Genomic DNA, 15728 nt, shown 5'->3' on the forward strand with positions numbered 1-15728 from the left:
GCCAACTTCATGGGCTTCGTCAAACTCGCCGCTATCGCCATCTGGCTCAAATAGTTAAATCGTCACCACCGCCTAGTGCTTTTCCCATTTCATGGAAACGGCGAACGTCCTATCTCTTTGTTTTTACGCAGTTCCGGACGAATTACAGCGCCGCGCGCCTTTCGGCTCGCGCGGCGCTGAGGTTTTTAAGCCAGGCGCTCAGGCAGCCAGGCGGGCGATCCGCTGCAGCCGCTTCAGCGTGGTGTCATCCTGAAGCGCCTGCTGGAACAGCGTGATCTCGTGGTCGATGCGGTCGCACAAGGCGTCCGTGTCGCCCTTGAGCAGGCTGCGCGTCTGCAGCAGGGCCGCCACGGGCTTCTTGGCCAGCTGTTTCGCCCTCGCCAGCGTCGCTTCCTCGGCGCTGCCTTGCGTTACGATCTCGCCGACCAGGCCGAGCGCCCTGGCGTCTTCGACGCCCAGCGTGTCGCCCAGGCAGAAGAAGCGGAAGGCGCCGGCATAGCCGAGCTTCTGGGGTGCCAGGATGCTGGTCGCCGCGTCCGGCACCAGGCCGAAATCGACGAACGGCACCCTGAAGGTGCTGCCCCTGGAAGCGATCACCATGTCGCAATGGAACAGGATGGTGCAGCCGACACCGACGGCGTCGCCGTCGACGCAGGCAAGGACCGGCTTGGGGAAGGTCGCCAACATGCGGAACATGTCGGTGACGGCGGCGATCAGCTCTTGGTGCTTGGTGGCGTCGAGGAACTCAGAGAAGTCGCCGCCAAGGCAGAAGCATCCGGCAAGGCCGCGCAGCATGACGACACGGACCTCGTCATTGACGGCCGCATCGTGCAAGGTCCTGGCAAGGCTCGCATAGGCATGCCTGTCGAGCACCGGCCGGCCGTCATGCGAGGACACGGTGACGACCAGCGTATGGCCGCGCAGTTCCGGTTCGGGATGGAAACTCATGACCGCCTCCATCACGAAGCCTGCTTGAGGCCGAGCAGACCGGGATAACCCCGATTCAGCACCGGCAGGTGGTGGTTGCGGCGGGCCCGCACGACATCGAGCGTATGCTCGGTAAAGGTGAGCAGCGTCGCTACGACCTGCTGGTTGCCATAGGTGCGCTGGTAGCCGAGCGGCTTTGCCAGGAAGTGCAGTTGCAGCGCCCGCAGCACCCACATCGGCTCGAACTCGATGATGACCTGATTGACGGAGCGCTTGAGGCCCCATTCGACGAAGCCGGCGATCAGTTCGGTGCCGACCGTCGAGACGCCGCGTTTGCCGTCGCGAAAACCCGGAGCCACCGCGTAGCGAGTCAGTTCCCAGACATTCGGCCCCGAGGGAGACGGTCCCTCACAGAGATCCGACAGCACGTCCGTGAGCAGATGCGGCCGTGTGGTCGGCAGCATCCGCTGGTAGCCAGCCAGCTCGCCGTTGCGGATGACGAGGTGGTGCTCGGCCTCGTCATGATCGAACTGGTCGATCTCGAGCTGGTCCGGACGATCAAGATCGGTCCATCCCATCTCCTCGACGAAGATCTTGTAGCGCAAGCGATGGACCGCCTCCCAGAGGTCGGGACGTTCCATCAATTCCTGAGTGGTAAGGGCAAAAAGCATTAGCCGTCTCCTAGGCTTAAGAGGAAGATACGGCCGTGATGTCCCTTAAAATATTGCGCGAATGCGCAGGCAAGAATTTCTAGGTCGGCACGGCCGACCTAGCTAATATAGCCACGTCTAATCGCCTCCGCGACTGCCTGCACCCGGTTGGCTGCGCCCAGTTTGCTCTTGGCGTTAAGAAGATGTTTCTCGGATGTGTGTTCCGAGATGCCTAAAATTTGAGATATCTCCCATTCAGACTTGCCGACTGCGGCCCATTGCAGGCATTCCCGCTCACGCGCCGTCAATTCTATGTGATCGATGACGCTCTCGGCCTTGGTGTGCAGTTGCATGGCGCGGCCGATCGCATAGGTCGATGCGAGCGACACCATTCCGAATTCCGCATCCGACAAGTCAACGGATTCGCCACCCAGCGAGACCATGACGATCTGGCCGTCGAGCGTGACCAGCGGAAATGCCAGGCCGTCGCGCAGCTTGAACTCGCGGGCGTCGCCCATGACTTCGTCGCTGCTCTTGTCGATCAGGGCGTTTTTTGAAGCGTCCCGCCATTGGAACGGCGCCTGAAGCTGCTTCATGTGACTGACGACCGGATCGTAGTCGACATAGTTGCGCGCCACATAGCGCTCCAGCCAATCGCCGGGCCAATCGCAAAGCATCACATGCTGTTTCTGCCGGCCACGCGGCGTGCCCGGCTGCGGCACGGTTCCCGCCATCAATGCGGTCAGGCCGAAGTTCGAGGTGACGCCGAGCAACCTCTCGCAGACCGCGGCCGCGGTGCCAGCATGCTGCAACTGGTCTATGTATTCCAGAGTTCTGTCAAACAGGCCCATCGCAACATCTACCCCATGTTGCTTCTATTTTTCTCATTGCCGACGGTAGATGCCCGAACACCCCTTCGCCATCAACCTCGGGTCGCAATTGCCTCAGCAAAGCCGGTAGCTTCCCCCTTCCGGCACGCAGGTCACTTGCAAACACGCCGAATCATACGCTTAATTCGGCCGCCTGAAATCAAAAACCGTTGTGCCTGCCCCATTTTCATACGAAAAGCCGAGGAACGGGGACAGGCGCGGAGCCATATCGTGATCTTGCGGTGGATATTCCTGGCCCTGATGTCGCTGGTGGGCGGCGCGTTGCCTCTCGCCGATGCGACTCAGGCGGCGGAGCCGCAGGTGCCGGTGCTGTGGGACGCCAAGGAGCGGCTGCCGAAACCCGACCTCTCCGCGCTGCCGCGGCTCAGATTCCTCACCACCACCGATTTTCCGCCCTTCAACTTCCTCGATGGCGCTGGCCGGCTGTCGGGTTTCCACATCGATCTGGCGCGGGCGATCTGCGCGGAACTGGACGTCGTCGAGAAATGCCAGGTCCAGGCCTTGCCGTGGAACGAACTGGAGGGCGCTCTCCAGAAAGGCGAAGGCGAGGCCATCATCGCCGGCATCGCCGCGACGCCGGAGAGCCGTGAGAAATACGCCTTCTCGCGCTCCTACATGCAATTTCCAGCCCGCTTCATCATGCCCAAGGCAAAGGCCTTCGCCGAGCCGATCCTCGACAAATTGCGCAGCAAGCGGGTCGGCGTCGTCGCCGGCTCGGCGCATGAGAAAATGCTGCGCGATTATTTCAACACCGTCCAGGTGGTGACCTTCGACACGCCGGAAGACCTCTATACCGACCTCAAGGCCGGCAAGATCGACGCCGCCTTCGGCGACGGCATGCGCTTCGCCTTCTGGCTGGGCGGTTCGGACGCCGCCGGCTGCTGCCGCTTCGCCGGCGGTCCGTATCTGGCGCCGGAATATCTGGGCTCGGGCATGGCGATCGCCACCCGCAAGAGCGACACCGCGCTTGCCGCCGCCTTCGACTATGCGCTGCAGGAGATCTCGATCAAAGGCAGCTTCGCCGAGTTCTATCTGCGCTATTTTCCTGTCAGCTTCTTTTAAGTCTGCAGCCTTCTTCAGGTGAGCGTGCGCAGGCGGGCTTTCGCCGCACGCGCGATCGCGGCGACGGTCAGCGTGTCGAGGTCGAGCTTGAGGCGGATGAGCTGCAGCACCCTGACTTCCTCCATACGCATTTCGAGATCGACGGCGGCTACTTCAAAGGCAGCGGCATAAGCAGTGTCGCGCAGCCGCTCGGGTAGCGCTTCGGAGACGCGCGCCAGCACGCCTTCCAGCCCGTCCTTGTCGTGCAGCGCCTTCTGGCAGGCCTGCGCCACCGCAATTAGCCTGTCCTGGTTGAAATCGACGAAGACCGGCCAGGAGCGGACGACATCGCCGATCCGCGCCAGCTCGACATCCGTCATGTCGCGATCGGAAGCCGACGTGATGACCATCAGGTGGATCAGGGCTTCGTGCGGCGTCAGCAAAGGCATTCAAAACTCCTTGAAAGTGAGGCTCGAACGTAAGAGCGCGATTGTGGCGCCGCAAGGAAAACCGCCGCAAATCGTTGACGCTCCGATCTCGCGCGCCTAGAGACCGGTCGACAAACCTTATCCGCCGCACAGACGGCCATGACTGGAACTCCGACATGACGGGATCACACATCATCGATCTCAATCCCGAGATGCTTGCCGCGGCGGCCGAGAGCAAGGCTTGGCCGTTCGAGGAAGCCAAGAAGATCATCGCCCGCTACAAGGGCAAGGATTTTCCCGAAACCGTGCTGTTCGAGACCGGCTACGGCCCGTCCGGCCTGCCGCATATCGGCACGTTCGGCGAGGTGGCGCGCACGACCATGGTGCGCCACGCCTTCCGCGTGCTGACGCAGGACAAGGTCAAGACCAAGCTTCTGTGCTTCTCCGACGACATGGACGGCATGCGCAAGATCCCGGAGAACGTGCCGGACCGCGCGGCGCTGGAACCCTACCTGCATATGCCGCTGACCTCGGTGCCCAATCCGTTCGGCGGCGACTATGCGAGCTTCGCCGACCACAACAACGCGATGCTGTGCCGTTTCCTCGATACGTTCGGCTTCGATTACGAATTCGCCAGCGCGACGCAGTATTACAAGGCCGGCCGCTTCGACGAGGTGCTGCTGCGCGCCGCGGAGCGCTATAACGAGATCATGGGCGTAATGCTGCCGACGCTCGGGCCGGAGCGCCAGGCGACCTACAGCCCGTTCCTGCCGATCTCGCCGAAGAGCGGCCGCGTGCTCTACGTGCCGATGATAAATGTCGACGCCAAGGCCGGCACCATCACCTTCGACGACGAAGGCATGGAGACGACGTTGCCGGTCACCGGCGGCCATGTGAAGCTGCAGTGGAAGCCGGATTTCGGCATGCGCTGGGCAGCGCTCGGCGTCGACTTCGAGATGTTCGGCAAGGACCACCAGACCAATGCCGGGATCTACGACCGCATCTGCAACATCCTCGGGGGCCGCGCGCCGGAGCATTTCGTCTACGAGCTGTTCCTCGACGAGGAAGGCCAGAAGATATCGAAGTCGAAGGGCAATGGCCTGACCATCGACGAATGGCTGACCTACGCGCCGACCGAGAGCCTCGGCCTCTATATGTACCAGCGGCCGCGGCAGGCGAAGAAGCTCTATTTCGACGTCATCCCGAAGGCGGTGGACGAGTATTACGCTTTCCTTGGCGCGTATCCGCGCCAGGACTGGAAGGAGCGGCTCGGCAATCCTGTATGGCACATGCATGACGGCAACCCGCCGGCCATCGACCTGCCGGTGCCGTTCGCGCTGCTGCTCAACCTGGTGAGCGCCTCCAACGCGCATGACAAGGCTGTGCTGTGGGGCTTCATCTCGCGGCACGCGCCGGGCGTGACGCCGAAGACGCATCCGGAACTCGACCGGCTGACCGGCTACGCGATCCGCTATTTCGACGACTTCGTGAAGCCGACCAAGGTCTACCGTGCCGCCGACCAGATGGAGCGCGAGGCGCTGGCCAAGCTTTCCGACGCGCTCGGCGCGCTGCCGCAGGGCGCCGACGGCGAGGCGATCCAGAACGCGGCGCTCAACGTGGCGCGCAAGATCGAGCGCTACCAGGACCACTCCAAGCAGAGCCCGGAAGGCGGGCCAGGCGTGTCGGTCGCCTTCTTCCAGATGATCTACCAGGTGCTGATCGGCCAGGAGCGCGGGCCGCGCTTCGGTTCGTTCGCGGCGCTTTACGGCATCGCCGAGACACGCGCGCTCATTGAGCGGGCGCTGGCTGGTCAGTTGGCGGCGTAACGTCGCCGCCATCGGCCGGCAGGATCGAATCCGGCGCAACCGGCGCCGGACCTGACGCGGCTGGCAGCGCCGGCAGACCGTCGAGCTTCGGCGCCGAGCCGAAAATACCCTTCCTGGCCGTGCGGGCCTTGTTCTCGGCCTCGACATAGGGACCGCCTTGCGCGGCGCGCGCCCAGCCATTCTCGACCAGCCACTGGCCGACGTCCTGATTGCTGATATGGCATTCGGCGGAAATGGTGTCGCGCCCGCCCTCGGGCGGCACGGTGCAGGCGACCGCCCGGCCACGCAGGAAAGCGCGGAAGGCTGTCCTGGCGCGCGCGCCGCAGGCCCAGCTCTTGCCCTCGTCGGCGCAGGTTTCGTCCGCCTTGACGACATCCACGCCGGACACGGCGACCGCATAGCCCTTCGACTCGATCAGCCCGGCGGCGATGGCGACCGGCTGGAACAATTTCGTGCCGTTCCAGTCGCCTGGCATCTTCGTTTTGGGCGGCTTGGGCGGCCCGGCCAGCGCCAGATCGCTGAGCGGCGCGCGCGGTTCCACCCGTTCGAGTTCGTTGTCCGAAAGAGCGGGCGGCGCCACCACTTCGGGATCGATGGCCCTCGAATGAGCGGGTGGCTGCGGAGCGGCAGGCGCGGGAATGGCCGAAGTCGCCGGCTCTTCCGGCGGCGTCTCAGTACCTGAATCTGCAAGCGCGTCCGGATCGATCTGATCCACCGCGATCGTGCTCTCATGGCCTTTGATTGCGCGCCCGCCGGTCACGACGAGCGCCGCCATGACCGGAAGCGCCAGAACCGCCAAGGCTGTTTGAAGAAGCCGCACCGGTCCGGACCTACTGGCTCGCCCAAACGATGCGCGCCACCCATTCGATGTCGCGCGCCGGGATGTCACGGTCCGGGTGAGCGGGGTTGAGTGAAACCAGCACGATCGATTTCATCGTTTGCCGGTCGAGCACCTTTGCCATCACCTCGCCGGCGGTGGTCTTGACCACGACACGATCGCCCTTGCGCGTCGGCGCGCCGGGTTCGACTATCAGCACGTCGCCGTTGCGGTAGAGCGGCAGCATGGAATCGCCCTGTACCTGCAACGCGTAGGACGTCTCGGTCGCCCGCGCCGGAAGCTCGACCAGATCCCAGCCCTGCCCCGCCGGATAGCCGGCATCGTCGAAGAAGCCCCCCGCGCCGGCCTGGGCGAAGCCGAGCAACGGAACCGCGCTGCGATGTTGGGCGACGGAAGCCCCGCCGCGTCCTTCGACCAGTCCGGTGAATTCCTCCAGCGAAGCGCCGGTGGCCTCGATGATCTTGGCCAGCGATTCGGTCGAGGGCCAGCGCGGCCGGCCGTCGGAAGACAGGCGCTTCGACTTGTTGAAGGCCGTCGAATCGAGGCCCGCACGCCGGGCAAGGCCGGAAGCCGAAAGCGAATAGCGCTCGGCGAGAGCGTCGATTGCGGCCCATACGCGGTCGTGTGAGAGCACGCGCGCTCTCCTTCAGAACAGGAAAAAATGCCTCAAGCCTGTCTAGCGCGCGACCACACCATTGTCCATCGGCGTGGCCGATGGATCATCGAGAAATCTGCGTGACTTTCGTGTCCTTACGCGACCTATCCGATCCCGGCCAAAGCCTTGGGCAGGCCGTTCTTGAGTTCCTCGGCATTCATGACCGGCACGAAATCCACGGCGGCATTGAAAGCCAGGAAGAACCGCTCGCCGAAATGAGGCATGTCGGAACTGTCCTTAATGTCGACGAACAGGTAAGCCGTTCGTTGACCTTTTTCGGCGGTGAAATAGGCGGCCTCCGGCTTAAGGTCCGACAGGGTATGTTCGATGAACTTCGCCATGCTGCCGTCCTTGAGTGCCTTGTTGCCTTCGACGGTCGGAACGGAAATTCTCAACATCATGCGCATGATGATCGCTCCCGTGGTCAACAGTTTTATTAGATGAAACTAATATATCATCCAAATCCTTCGCCAAAAAGCCGACGACGCCCGCGCCTCTAAAATGTGATCCAAGCCGTTGCTGACCCGGCAAGTCGGACTGACCACGTCAGCGCGATCAGGCGGCCTTGGCCTGTTCGCGCAAATTCCGGTGCGAAAGCATGAAGGCCCGCTCGGCTTCGGTCGGCGGGCGTGGACTGGCGGCGTGGCCGAGCGCCGCGACGACCTCGTCGATGTCGAGGAAGCGGCGGCCGCCGCGGTCATAGACGCCGCCGGTGGTCAGGATCAGAGCCGCCGTCTCGCCGCCATCGAGGACGAAACGATGCCTGCCGATGACGGAGGTGCCTTCCCAGGTCTCGATCGATGAGACCACCTCGAAGCGGCGCCACAGCTTGATCTCGCGTACATAGGCCACCTGCAGCCCGCCGATCATCGGCGCCCAGCCATTCTTGCGCGCAAGCGCGATAAGGCCGACGCGCAGGAAGATATCGATGCGGCCGAGATCGGCCAGCATCATGTAGCGGGCATTGTTCAGATGCAGGTTGAAATCGATGTCGATCGGCAGGCAGCGGAAGGCCAGCCGGCTTTCGTCGCCGACCCTGTAGGGGCCGCGGCTCGACGCCGTGGCCATGGTGCGGGCCATTCGCGCCCAGACATACATCCCGGCTTCGTTGTCAGGCCGCCTGCTTGACCTCACCCTTCCGGTAAGGGTCGAAGCGCTCGTAGAAGGTCTCGCCCTTCTCGGCCATGTCGAGCAGAAGCTTCGGCGCCCTGAACTCGGCGCCATACTTCTTCTGCAGCCCCTTGGCGATCTTGACGAAACGCTTGGCGCCGATGCCGTCGATGTAGGATAGCGCGCCGCCGGTGAAGGGCGCAAAGCCGAAGGCGAGGATCGAGCCGACATCCGCCTCGCGCGGATCGGTGACGATGCCCTCTTCCATCACCCGCGCCGCTTCCAGCGCGATGGCGACCAGCAGGCGCTGCTTCAGCTCCTCATAGTCGACCTTGTCGGGGTTGAGCTGCGGATAGAGGTCCTTGAGGCCCGGCCACAGCTTCTTCTTCGCCGGCTTGGCCGGATAGTCGTAGAAACCCTTGCCGTTCTTGCGGCCGAAGCGGCCATGCGTGTCGACCATGGTGTTGATCAACGCCATCTGCCTGGGATCGACGGCCTTCTCGCCGAGATCCCGGATGGTCTGCTTCATGATCTTCTGGGCAAGGTCGACGGCCGTCTCGTCGGTCAGCGCCAGCGGGCCGACCGGCATGCCGGCAGCCTTTGCGGCGTTCTCGATCATCGGCGCGGGCACGCCCTCGATCAGCATCTTGTAGGCTTCCGACATGTAGCGCAGCACGCAGCGGTTGACGTAGAAGCCGCGCGTGTCGTTGACGACGATCGGCGTCTTCTTGATGGCGCGCACGAAGTCGAAGGCGACGGCCAAGGCCTTGTCGCCCGTCTTCTTGCCGAGGATGATCTCGACCAGCATCATCTTGTCGACCGGCGAGAAGAAGTGGATGCCGATGAAGTTCTTCGGCCGCGCCGAGTTCTTCGCCAGCGCGGTGATCGGGATCGTCGACGTGTTCGAAGCGAAGATCGCCGACGACTTCAGCACCGCTTCCGCCTTCTCGGTGGCTTCCTTCTTGACGCTCGAATCCTCGAAGACTGCCTCGACGACGAGATCGCAGCCGGCAAGGTCGGCATAATCCGCCGTCGGCGTGATCAGCGACAGGAGCTTGTCCTTGTCTTCCGGCTTGGCGCGGCCCTTCTTGACCTGATCGGCCATCAGGCTGTCGGAATGCGCCTTGCCCTTCTCGGCCGACGGCAGGTCGCGGTCGAGCAGCACCACCGGAATACCGGCGCGCGCGGTGACATAGGCGATGCCGGCGCCCATGAAGCCGGCGCCGAGGATGCCGATCTTCTTGAACTTGGTCTCCGGCACGTCGGCCGGCCGGCGCGCGCCCTTGTTCAATTCCTGCAGCGACAGGAACAGCGAGCGGATCATCGCCGCCGCTTCCTTCGACTGCATGATCTCGGTGAAATAGCGCTGCTCGATCCTGAGCGCCGTGTCGAATGGCACCAGCAGGCCTTCATAGACGCATTTCAGGATAGCGGCCGCAGCCGGATAATTGCCGTAGGTTTCGCGGCGCAGGATGGCGATCGCCGGCGGCCAGAGATTGGCGCCGGCGGCCGAATAGATCGGACCGCCGGGCAGCTTGAAACCCTTCTCGTCCCAGGGCGCCACCGGCTTCAGCCCGTTCTTGATCATCGCCTTGGCGGTCTCCACGAGTTTCGAAGGCTCGGCGATCTCGTGGATCAGGCCCATCGCCTTCGCCTTCTGCGGCGTCAGGTTCTGGCCGGTGGTCAGCATCTGCAGCGCCTGCTGCTGGTCGGTCAGCCGCGGCACGCGCTGGGTGCCGCCTGCACCGGGGAAGATACCGATCTTCACTTCGGGAAGCGCCATCTTCACCTTGTCGGAATCGGCGGCGACGCGGCCGTGACAGGCAAGCGACATCTCGAAGGCGCCACCCATGCAGGTGCCGTTGATCGCCGACACAAACGGCTTGCCGCAGGTCTCGAGCTTGCGGAACAGGCCGGTCATGTAGCCGGCATTCTCGAACAGCGCCCTGGTCGCCTTGTCGAGATCATTCTCCTTCGCGGCAGCGAAGGTCGCCAGCATCTTCTGCAGCATGGTGATATCTGCACCGCCGGAGAAGCTGTCCTTGCCGGAGGTGATGACGGCGCCCTTGATGGCGGCATCGCCGGCCACCTTATCGACGATGTCGTTGAGCTCGCGCATCACCTCTTCGGTGAACACGTTCATCGAGCGGTCCGGCATGTTCCAGGTGATCAGCGCAATGCCGTCGGCGTCGGTGTCGAGGGTGAAATTGGTATAGGTCATCTTCTTCTCTCCCGTCAGACGCGTTCGATGATGGTGGCGGTGCCCATGCCGGCGCCGATGCAGAGCGTGACCAGCGCGGTGTTGAGGTCGCGACGCTCCAGCTCGTCAAGCACCGTGCCCAGGATCATGGCGCCGGTGGCGCCGAGCGGATGGCCCATGGCGATCGCCCCGCCATTGACGTTGATCTGGTCATGCGGGATGTCGAAGGCCTGCATGTAGCGCAGCACCACGGAAGCGAAAGCCTCGTTGAGCTCGAACAGGTCGATGTCCGACTGCTTCATCTTGGCGCGCTTCAACAGCTTCTCGGTGACGTCGACCGGACCGGTCAGCATCAGCACCGGTTCCGAGCCGATGTTGGCGAAGGCGCGGATGCGGGCGCGGGGCTTCAGTCCCATCGCCTTGCCGGCCTTCTTGGAGCCGAGCAGCACGGCGGCGGCGCCGTCGACGATGCCGGAGGAATTGCCGGCGTGGTGGACGTGATTGACCTCCTCGACCTCAGGATGCTTCTGCACGGCGACCGCGTCGAAGCCGCCCATTTCGCCCGGCATGACGAAGGACGGGTTGAGCGAGGCCAGAGACTGCATGTCGGTCGAGGGCCGCATGTGCTCGTCATGGTCGAGAATGGTGAGGCCGTTCTGGTCCTTGATCGGGATCACCGAATTCTTGAAACGGCCGTCGGCCCAGGCTTTCGCGGCGCGCTTCTGGCTCTCGACGGCATAGGCGTCGACGTCGTCGCGGGAAAAACCGTATTTGGTGGCGATAAGGTCGGCCGAGATGCCCTGTGGCACGAACCAGCCGGGCAGGCCGACGGAAGGGTCCATGAACCAGGCGCCGCCGGACATGCCCATGCCGACGCGCGACATGGATTCGACGCCGCCGGCAATGACGATCTCGTCCGCGCCTTGCGCGATCTTGGCGGCGCCGAAATTGATTGCGTCGAGACCGGAGGCGCAGAAGCGCGAGATCTGCATGCCAGGCGCCTTTGTGTCGTAGCCGGCCTCGAAGGCCGCGGCGCGCGGAATGACGGAGCCAGCCTCGCCGACCGGGTCGACGCAGCCGAAGATGATGTCGTCGACAGTGCCGGTGTCGAGCCCGTTGCGGTCGCGCAGCGCCTCGAGCGTCCTGGCGGCGAGCCTGACCGCCGGCACCTCGTGCAGCGAGCCATCCTTCTTGCCCTTGCCGCGCGGCGTGCGCACGGCGTCATAGACGTAAGCCTCAGTCATTTTCGTGCTCCTTGGCTTTGCCGGCCGCCGCGCTCAGAGAGAGCGCCCGATCAGCAATTTCATGATTTCGTTGGTGCCGCCGTAGATGCGCTGGACACGGGCGTCGCGGTACATGCGGGCGATCGGATATTCATTCATGTAGCCATAGCCGCCATGCAGTTGAAGGCATTCGTCGACGACTTTGCCCTGCAGGTCGCTGAGCCAGTATTTGGCCATCGAGGCGGTCACCGGGTCGAGCCCGCCATCGATGTGGCGGGCGACGCAGTCATTGTAGAAGACGCGGCCGATGGTCGCCTCGGTCTTCAGTTCGGCCAGCTTGAACTGGGTGTTCTGGAAATCGATGACGGCCTTGCCGAAGGCCTTGCGTTCCTTGACGTAGTCGATGGTGAGCGCCAGCGCCCGCTCGATCATGGCGATCGCGCCGGTGCCGATCTGCAACCGCTCCTGCGGCAGCAGCTGCATCAGCTGGACGAAGCCTTTGCCCTCCTCGTGGCCAAGCAGGTTCGAGGTCGGCACGCGCACGTCGTTGAAGAACAGCTCGGAGGTGTCGTTCGACTTCAGCCCGATCTTGTCGAGATTGCGGCCGCGCTGAAAACCCTCGACCTCGTCGGTCTCGACGACGATCAGCGAGGTGCCCTTGGCGCCCTTGTCCGGCTCGGTCTTGGTGACGACGATGACCAGGTTGGCGAGCTGGCCATTGGTGATGAAGGTCTTCGAGCCGCTGATCTTGTAGTGATTGCCGTCCTTCTCGGCGCGGGTCTTGACGCCTTGCAGGTCGGAGCCGGCGCCGGGTTCCGTCATGGCGATGGCGCCGATCAGCTCGCCGGTCGCGAGCTTGGGCAGCCATTTCTGTTTCTGCTCCTCGGAACCGTAATGCAGGATGTAGGGTGCTACGATCGAATTGTGCAGCCCGATGCCGAAGCCGTCGACGCCGACATGGCCGATCGCCTCGATGATGGCGCTCTCATGGGCGAAGGTGCCGCCCGAGCCACCGTATTTCTCCGGCATGGAAGCGCAGAGCAGGCCGGCGGCCCCGGCCTTCAGCCAGCTCTCGCGGTCGAACATCTCGTTCTTCTCGAACTCGTCATAGCGCGGCGCGATTTCTTCCGACATGAAGCGGGACGCCATGTCGTAGAGCATGCCGACTTCGTCCGCCGCCCAGGCGGGCTTCGGCAGGCCAAGAATTTCGGCTGGATTTGTCGCCACGATTTCCTCCGCGTTCCGACAATTGTGGGCCGGCGGTGCCGGTCCGCCGAACCTAGAACGCTTCCGCCGGCAGCGCCATTAGCGTGTCCGCGCCACTCGAGATGCGGGCAAGACGCGTCGCCGTTTCCGGCATGACCCGCTCCATGAAGAAGCGCGCGGTCACCAGCTTGGTGTCGTAGAATACCGAAGCGCCGTTGGCGCCTTCCGCGAGCTTCGCCTGCGCCGACTTCGCCATCTGCGCCCACATATAGCCCAGCGCCACCAAGCCGAAGAGATGCATATAGTCGGTCGAGGCGGCACCGGCATTGTCGGGTTTGGCCACGGCGTTCTGCACCAGCCACATGGTGGCCGCCTGCAAATCGTTGAGACCCTTCTTCAGCGCCTTGGTGAAGGACGCCATCTTCTCGTCGGCGCGGTTTTCCCCGCAGAATTCACCGACTTCCTTGAAGAAGGCCTGCACCGCGCGGCCACCATTCTGCGCCAGCTTGCGGCCGACGAGGTCGAGCGCCTGGATGCCGTTGGCGCCTTCATAGATCATGGCGATGCGGGCGTCGCGCACGAACTGGCTCATGCCGTGCTCTTCGATGTAGCCGTGGCCGCCGAACACCTGCTGCGCCATCACCGCATGATCGAAACCCTTATCGGTGAGCACGCCCTTGACCACCGGCGTCATCAGGCCGGTGTAGTCGTCGGCCGCTTGGCGGTCCTTGTCGTCGCCCGAGCGATGTGCGACGTCGGACTTGATCGCCGTCCACAACGCCAGCGCGCGACCGGCCTCGTTGAAGGCCTTCATGGTCATCAGCGAACGGCGGATGTCGGGATGGACGATGATCGGGTCGGCCTTCTTGTCCGGCGCCTTGGCGCCCGACAGCGAACGGCCCTGCAGGCGGTCCTTGGCATAGGAAACGGCGTTCTGATAGGCGATCTCGGAGACCGAAAGCCCCTGCAGGCCGACGCCGAGGCGGGCCTCGTTCATCATCGTGAACATGGCCTTCAGGCCGCCGTTCAATTCGCCGAGCAGCGTGCCCTCCGCCTCGTCATAATTCATGACGCAGGTCGAGTTGCCGTGGATGCCCATCTTCTCCTCGATCGAGCCGCAGGAGAGCGTGTTGCGCTGGCCGGGATTGCCCGAGGCATCGAGCTTGAGCTTCGGCACGATGAACAGCGAGATGCCCTTCACGCCTTCCGGCGCGCCCTCGGCGCGGGCAAGCACCAGGTGGACGATGTTGTCCGACATGTCGTGCTCGCCGGCGGAGATGAAGATCTTCTGGCCGGAAATCCTGTAGGTGCCGTCGCCGTTGGGAACGGCCTTGGTGCGCAGCAGGCCGAGGTCGGTGCCGCAATGCGGCTCGGTCAGGTTCATGGTGCCGGTCCAGGTGCCCTCGATCAGCCTGGGCAGCCATGTCGCCTTCTGCTCGTCCGTGCCGTGGGTGACGATGGCCGCGATCGCGCCTTGCGTCAGGCCGGGATACATCATCAACGCCATGTTGGCGGAGATCATATATTCGGAGACGGCGGTGTGGACCGCGTAAGGGAGGCCCTGGCCGCCGAACTCGGCAGGCGCTGCAAGCCCCATCCAGCCGCCTTCGCGATACTGGTCGTAAGCGTCCTTGAAACCCTTGGGCGTCGTCACCGAGCCGTCGTCATGGCGCACGCAGCCTTCCATGTCGCCGACGCGGTTCAACGGATGCATGACGTTTTCGGCAAGCTTGGCGCCCTCGGCGAGGATCGCCTCGAGCACGTCGGGCGTCGCATCCGAGAAGCCCGGAAGGTTGGAATAGCGCTGATAGCCCAGCACGTCGTTGAGAACGAACAGCGTGTCCTGGACCGGCGCCCTGTAGATCGTCATGCCTTCCTCCACCCTTATAGTGCCGGCCGGCCAGCAAGTTCCTTATCCACGTCCTGGACAGGAGGCCGGGCCAATGTCGATGCCCCGATAGCAAATATTGACGTTTGCGTAAACGTCAACTTCGTCGCAGCCAAAAATTTATGTGAGCGGTTCGGCATTGTGGCGACAAAAAAGCCGCGCGGCTACAGCCGCGCGGCTCTCCATTTCCGGGATCGTCCCTGTTGAGGGCCAGCGTTCAGCCGGCGGCGCTGGCCTGCGGCGCCGCGGTGCGCTCGACGAGCATCTGGCGCACCGCCGTCATCGACGTGCTCAACTCGTTGATGGCGTCGTCGATCAGCGCGCGCTGCTTCTGCAGGCGGGCGAACTGCTTCTCCGATTTGTCGAGGGCCAGCCGCAACTGCTTGGTGTTGGTGCCGGTCGGATCGTAGAGATCCATCATCTGCTTTACGTCGCGCAGCGAGAACCCGACCTTGCGGCCGAGAAGGATCAGCTTCAGCCGGGCCTTATCGCGGCGCGTATAGAGACGGGTCGAGCCGTCGCGATGCGGATTGAGCAGGCCCTTGTCTTCATAGAAACGCAGCGTGCGCAGCGTCACACCGTATTTCTTGGCCATCTCGCCGATGCGGACGAATTCCTCGCCGGCTTCGAGCGGTATGTCATTGGTATTGGCCGCGGCTTCGCCGGGCGAAACAAGTTTCATGGTCACTGGCTTTCCCCTGGTGGCGTCGCGGTCTCGGACCAAGCGTCGCCTGAATGGAAGCGGGGGCGTGCTTCCAATCGTGGTTGCAACAAGTCAATCGCAAGAGGCACGGCTTCGCACCTTTTACGTTTACGTCAATTCTATATCGACAGCCACGGGGTGAC

Annotated in this window: 15 protein-coding genes; 2 read left to right on the forward strand and 13 right to left on the reverse strand. The window is 63.5% G+C overall.

Translation table 11 applies throughout. The features are described 5' to 3' along the window. Positions 1–198: 198 nt before the first annotated feature. The 3 genes from FJ414_RS15665 to FJ414_RS15675 all read right to left on the reverse strand — a co-directional run bounded on the left by FJ414_RS15665 (position 199) and on the right by FJ414_RS15675 (position 2428). On the reverse strand, positions 199–948 hold the full coding sequence (locus FJ414_RS15665) for an enoyl-CoA hydratase-related protein (RefSeq protein ID WP_140645275.1): 750 nt from the start codon (positions 946–948) through the stop codon (positions 199–201). 11 nt (positions 949–959) lie between these two features. Then, on the reverse strand, positions 960–1598 hold the full coding sequence (locus FJ414_RS15670; protein ID WP_140645276.1) for an acyl-homoserine-lactone synthase: 639 nt from the start codon (positions 1596–1598) through the stop codon (positions 960–962). Positions 1599–1696: 98 nt separating this feature from the next. Continuing rightward, complete coding sequence (locus FJ414_RS15675) at positions 1697–2428, reverse strand: LuxR family transcriptional regulator (protein WP_140645277.1); 732 nt, start codon at positions 2426–2428, stop codon at positions 1697–1699. A 279-nt stretch (positions 2429–2707) separates the two neighbouring features. Here FJ414_RS15675 and FJ414_RS15680 point away from each other — a divergent pair, with 279 nt between their 5' ends. Next, on the forward strand, positions 2708–3529 hold the full coding sequence (locus tag FJ414_RS15680; RefSeq protein ID WP_140645392.1) for a transporter substrate-binding domain-containing protein: 822 nt from the start codon (positions 2708–2710) through the stop codon (positions 3527–3529). Between the two features lie 14 nt (positions 3530–3543). Here FJ414_RS15680 and FJ414_RS15685 read toward each other — a convergent pair whose 3' ends face one another. Then, positions 3544–3957 carry a tellurite resistance TerB family protein gene (locus FJ414_RS15685; protein WP_140645278.1) on the reverse strand — a complete coding sequence of 138 codons (414 nt, stop codon included), beginning with the start codon at positions 3955–3957 and terminating at the stop codon, positions 3544–3546. A gap of 155 nt (positions 3958–4112) precedes the next feature. Between FJ414_RS15685 and FJ414_RS15690 the strand changes: the two genes are divergently transcribed. Beyond that, positions 4113–5762, forward strand: a complete 1650-nt coding sequence (locus FJ414_RS15690) for a lysine--tRNA ligase (protein ID WP_140645279.1) — start codon at positions 4113–4115, stop codon at positions 5760–5762. Here the strand turns inward: FJ414_RS15690 and FJ414_RS15695 are convergent. From FJ414_RS15695 to FJ414_RS15735, 9 genes are all read right to left on the reverse strand, one after another. Further along, complete coding sequence (locus FJ414_RS15695) at positions 5725–6582, reverse strand: thermonuclease family protein (protein ID WP_348640004.1); 858 nt, start codon at positions 6580–6582, stop codon at positions 5725–5727. The genes FJ414_RS15690 and FJ414_RS15695 overlap by 38 nt on opposite strands. Before the next feature lie 10 nt (positions 6583–6592). Next, entirely contained in the window at positions 6593–7234 is a 642-nt protein-coding gene (locus FJ414_RS15700) for a helix-turn-helix transcriptional regulator (RefSeq protein WP_140645281.1), read from the reverse strand. 125 nt (positions 7235–7359) lie between these two features. Continuing rightward, positions 7360–7662, reverse strand: a complete 303-nt coding sequence (locus FJ414_RS15705) for a hypothetical protein (RefSeq protein WP_140645282.1) — start codon at positions 7660–7662, stop codon at positions 7360–7362. 148 nt (positions 7663–7810) lie between these two features. Continuing rightward, complete coding sequence (locus FJ414_RS15710; RefSeq protein ID WP_140645283.1) at positions 7811–8353, reverse strand: thioesterase family protein; 543 nt, start codon at positions 8351–8353, stop codon at positions 7811–7813. Positions 8354–8366: 13 nt separating this feature from the next. Next, positions 8367–10586, reverse strand: coding sequence for a 3-hydroxyacyl-CoA dehydrogenase NAD-binding domain-containing protein (locus FJ414_RS15715; RefSeq protein ID WP_140645284.1), 2220 nt, complete (start codon positions 10584–10586; stop codon positions 8367–8369). A gap of 14 nt (positions 10587–10600) precedes the next feature. Further along, complete coding sequence (locus tag FJ414_RS15720) at positions 10601–11809, reverse strand: acetyl-CoA C-acetyltransferase (protein WP_140645285.1); 1209 nt, start codon at positions 11807–11809, stop codon at positions 10601–10603. Positions 11810–11842: 33 nt separating this feature from the next. Further along, on the reverse strand, positions 11843–13015 hold the full coding sequence (locus FJ414_RS15725) for an acyl-CoA dehydrogenase family protein (protein WP_140645286.1): 1173 nt from the start codon (positions 13013–13015) through the stop codon (positions 11843–11845). A 52-nt stretch (positions 13016–13067) separates the two neighbouring features. Further along, complete coding sequence (locus FJ414_RS15730; protein WP_140645287.1) at positions 13068–14864, reverse strand: acyl-CoA dehydrogenase; 1797 nt, start codon at positions 14862–14864, stop codon at positions 13068–13070. A 235-nt stretch (positions 14865–15099) separates the two neighbouring features. Then, positions 15100–15564: a MerR family DNA-binding transcriptional regulator gene (locus FJ414_RS15735; protein ID WP_140645393.1), complete on the reverse strand. Its 465-nt coding sequence runs from the start codon at positions 15562–15564 to the stop codon at positions 15100–15102. Positions 15565–15728 lie beyond the last annotated feature (164 nt).

This window comes from Mesorhizobium sp. B3-1-6, assembly GCF_006439555.1.
GTDB lineage: Bacteria > Pseudomonadota > Alphaproteobacteria > Rhizobiales > Rhizobiaceae > Mesorhizobium.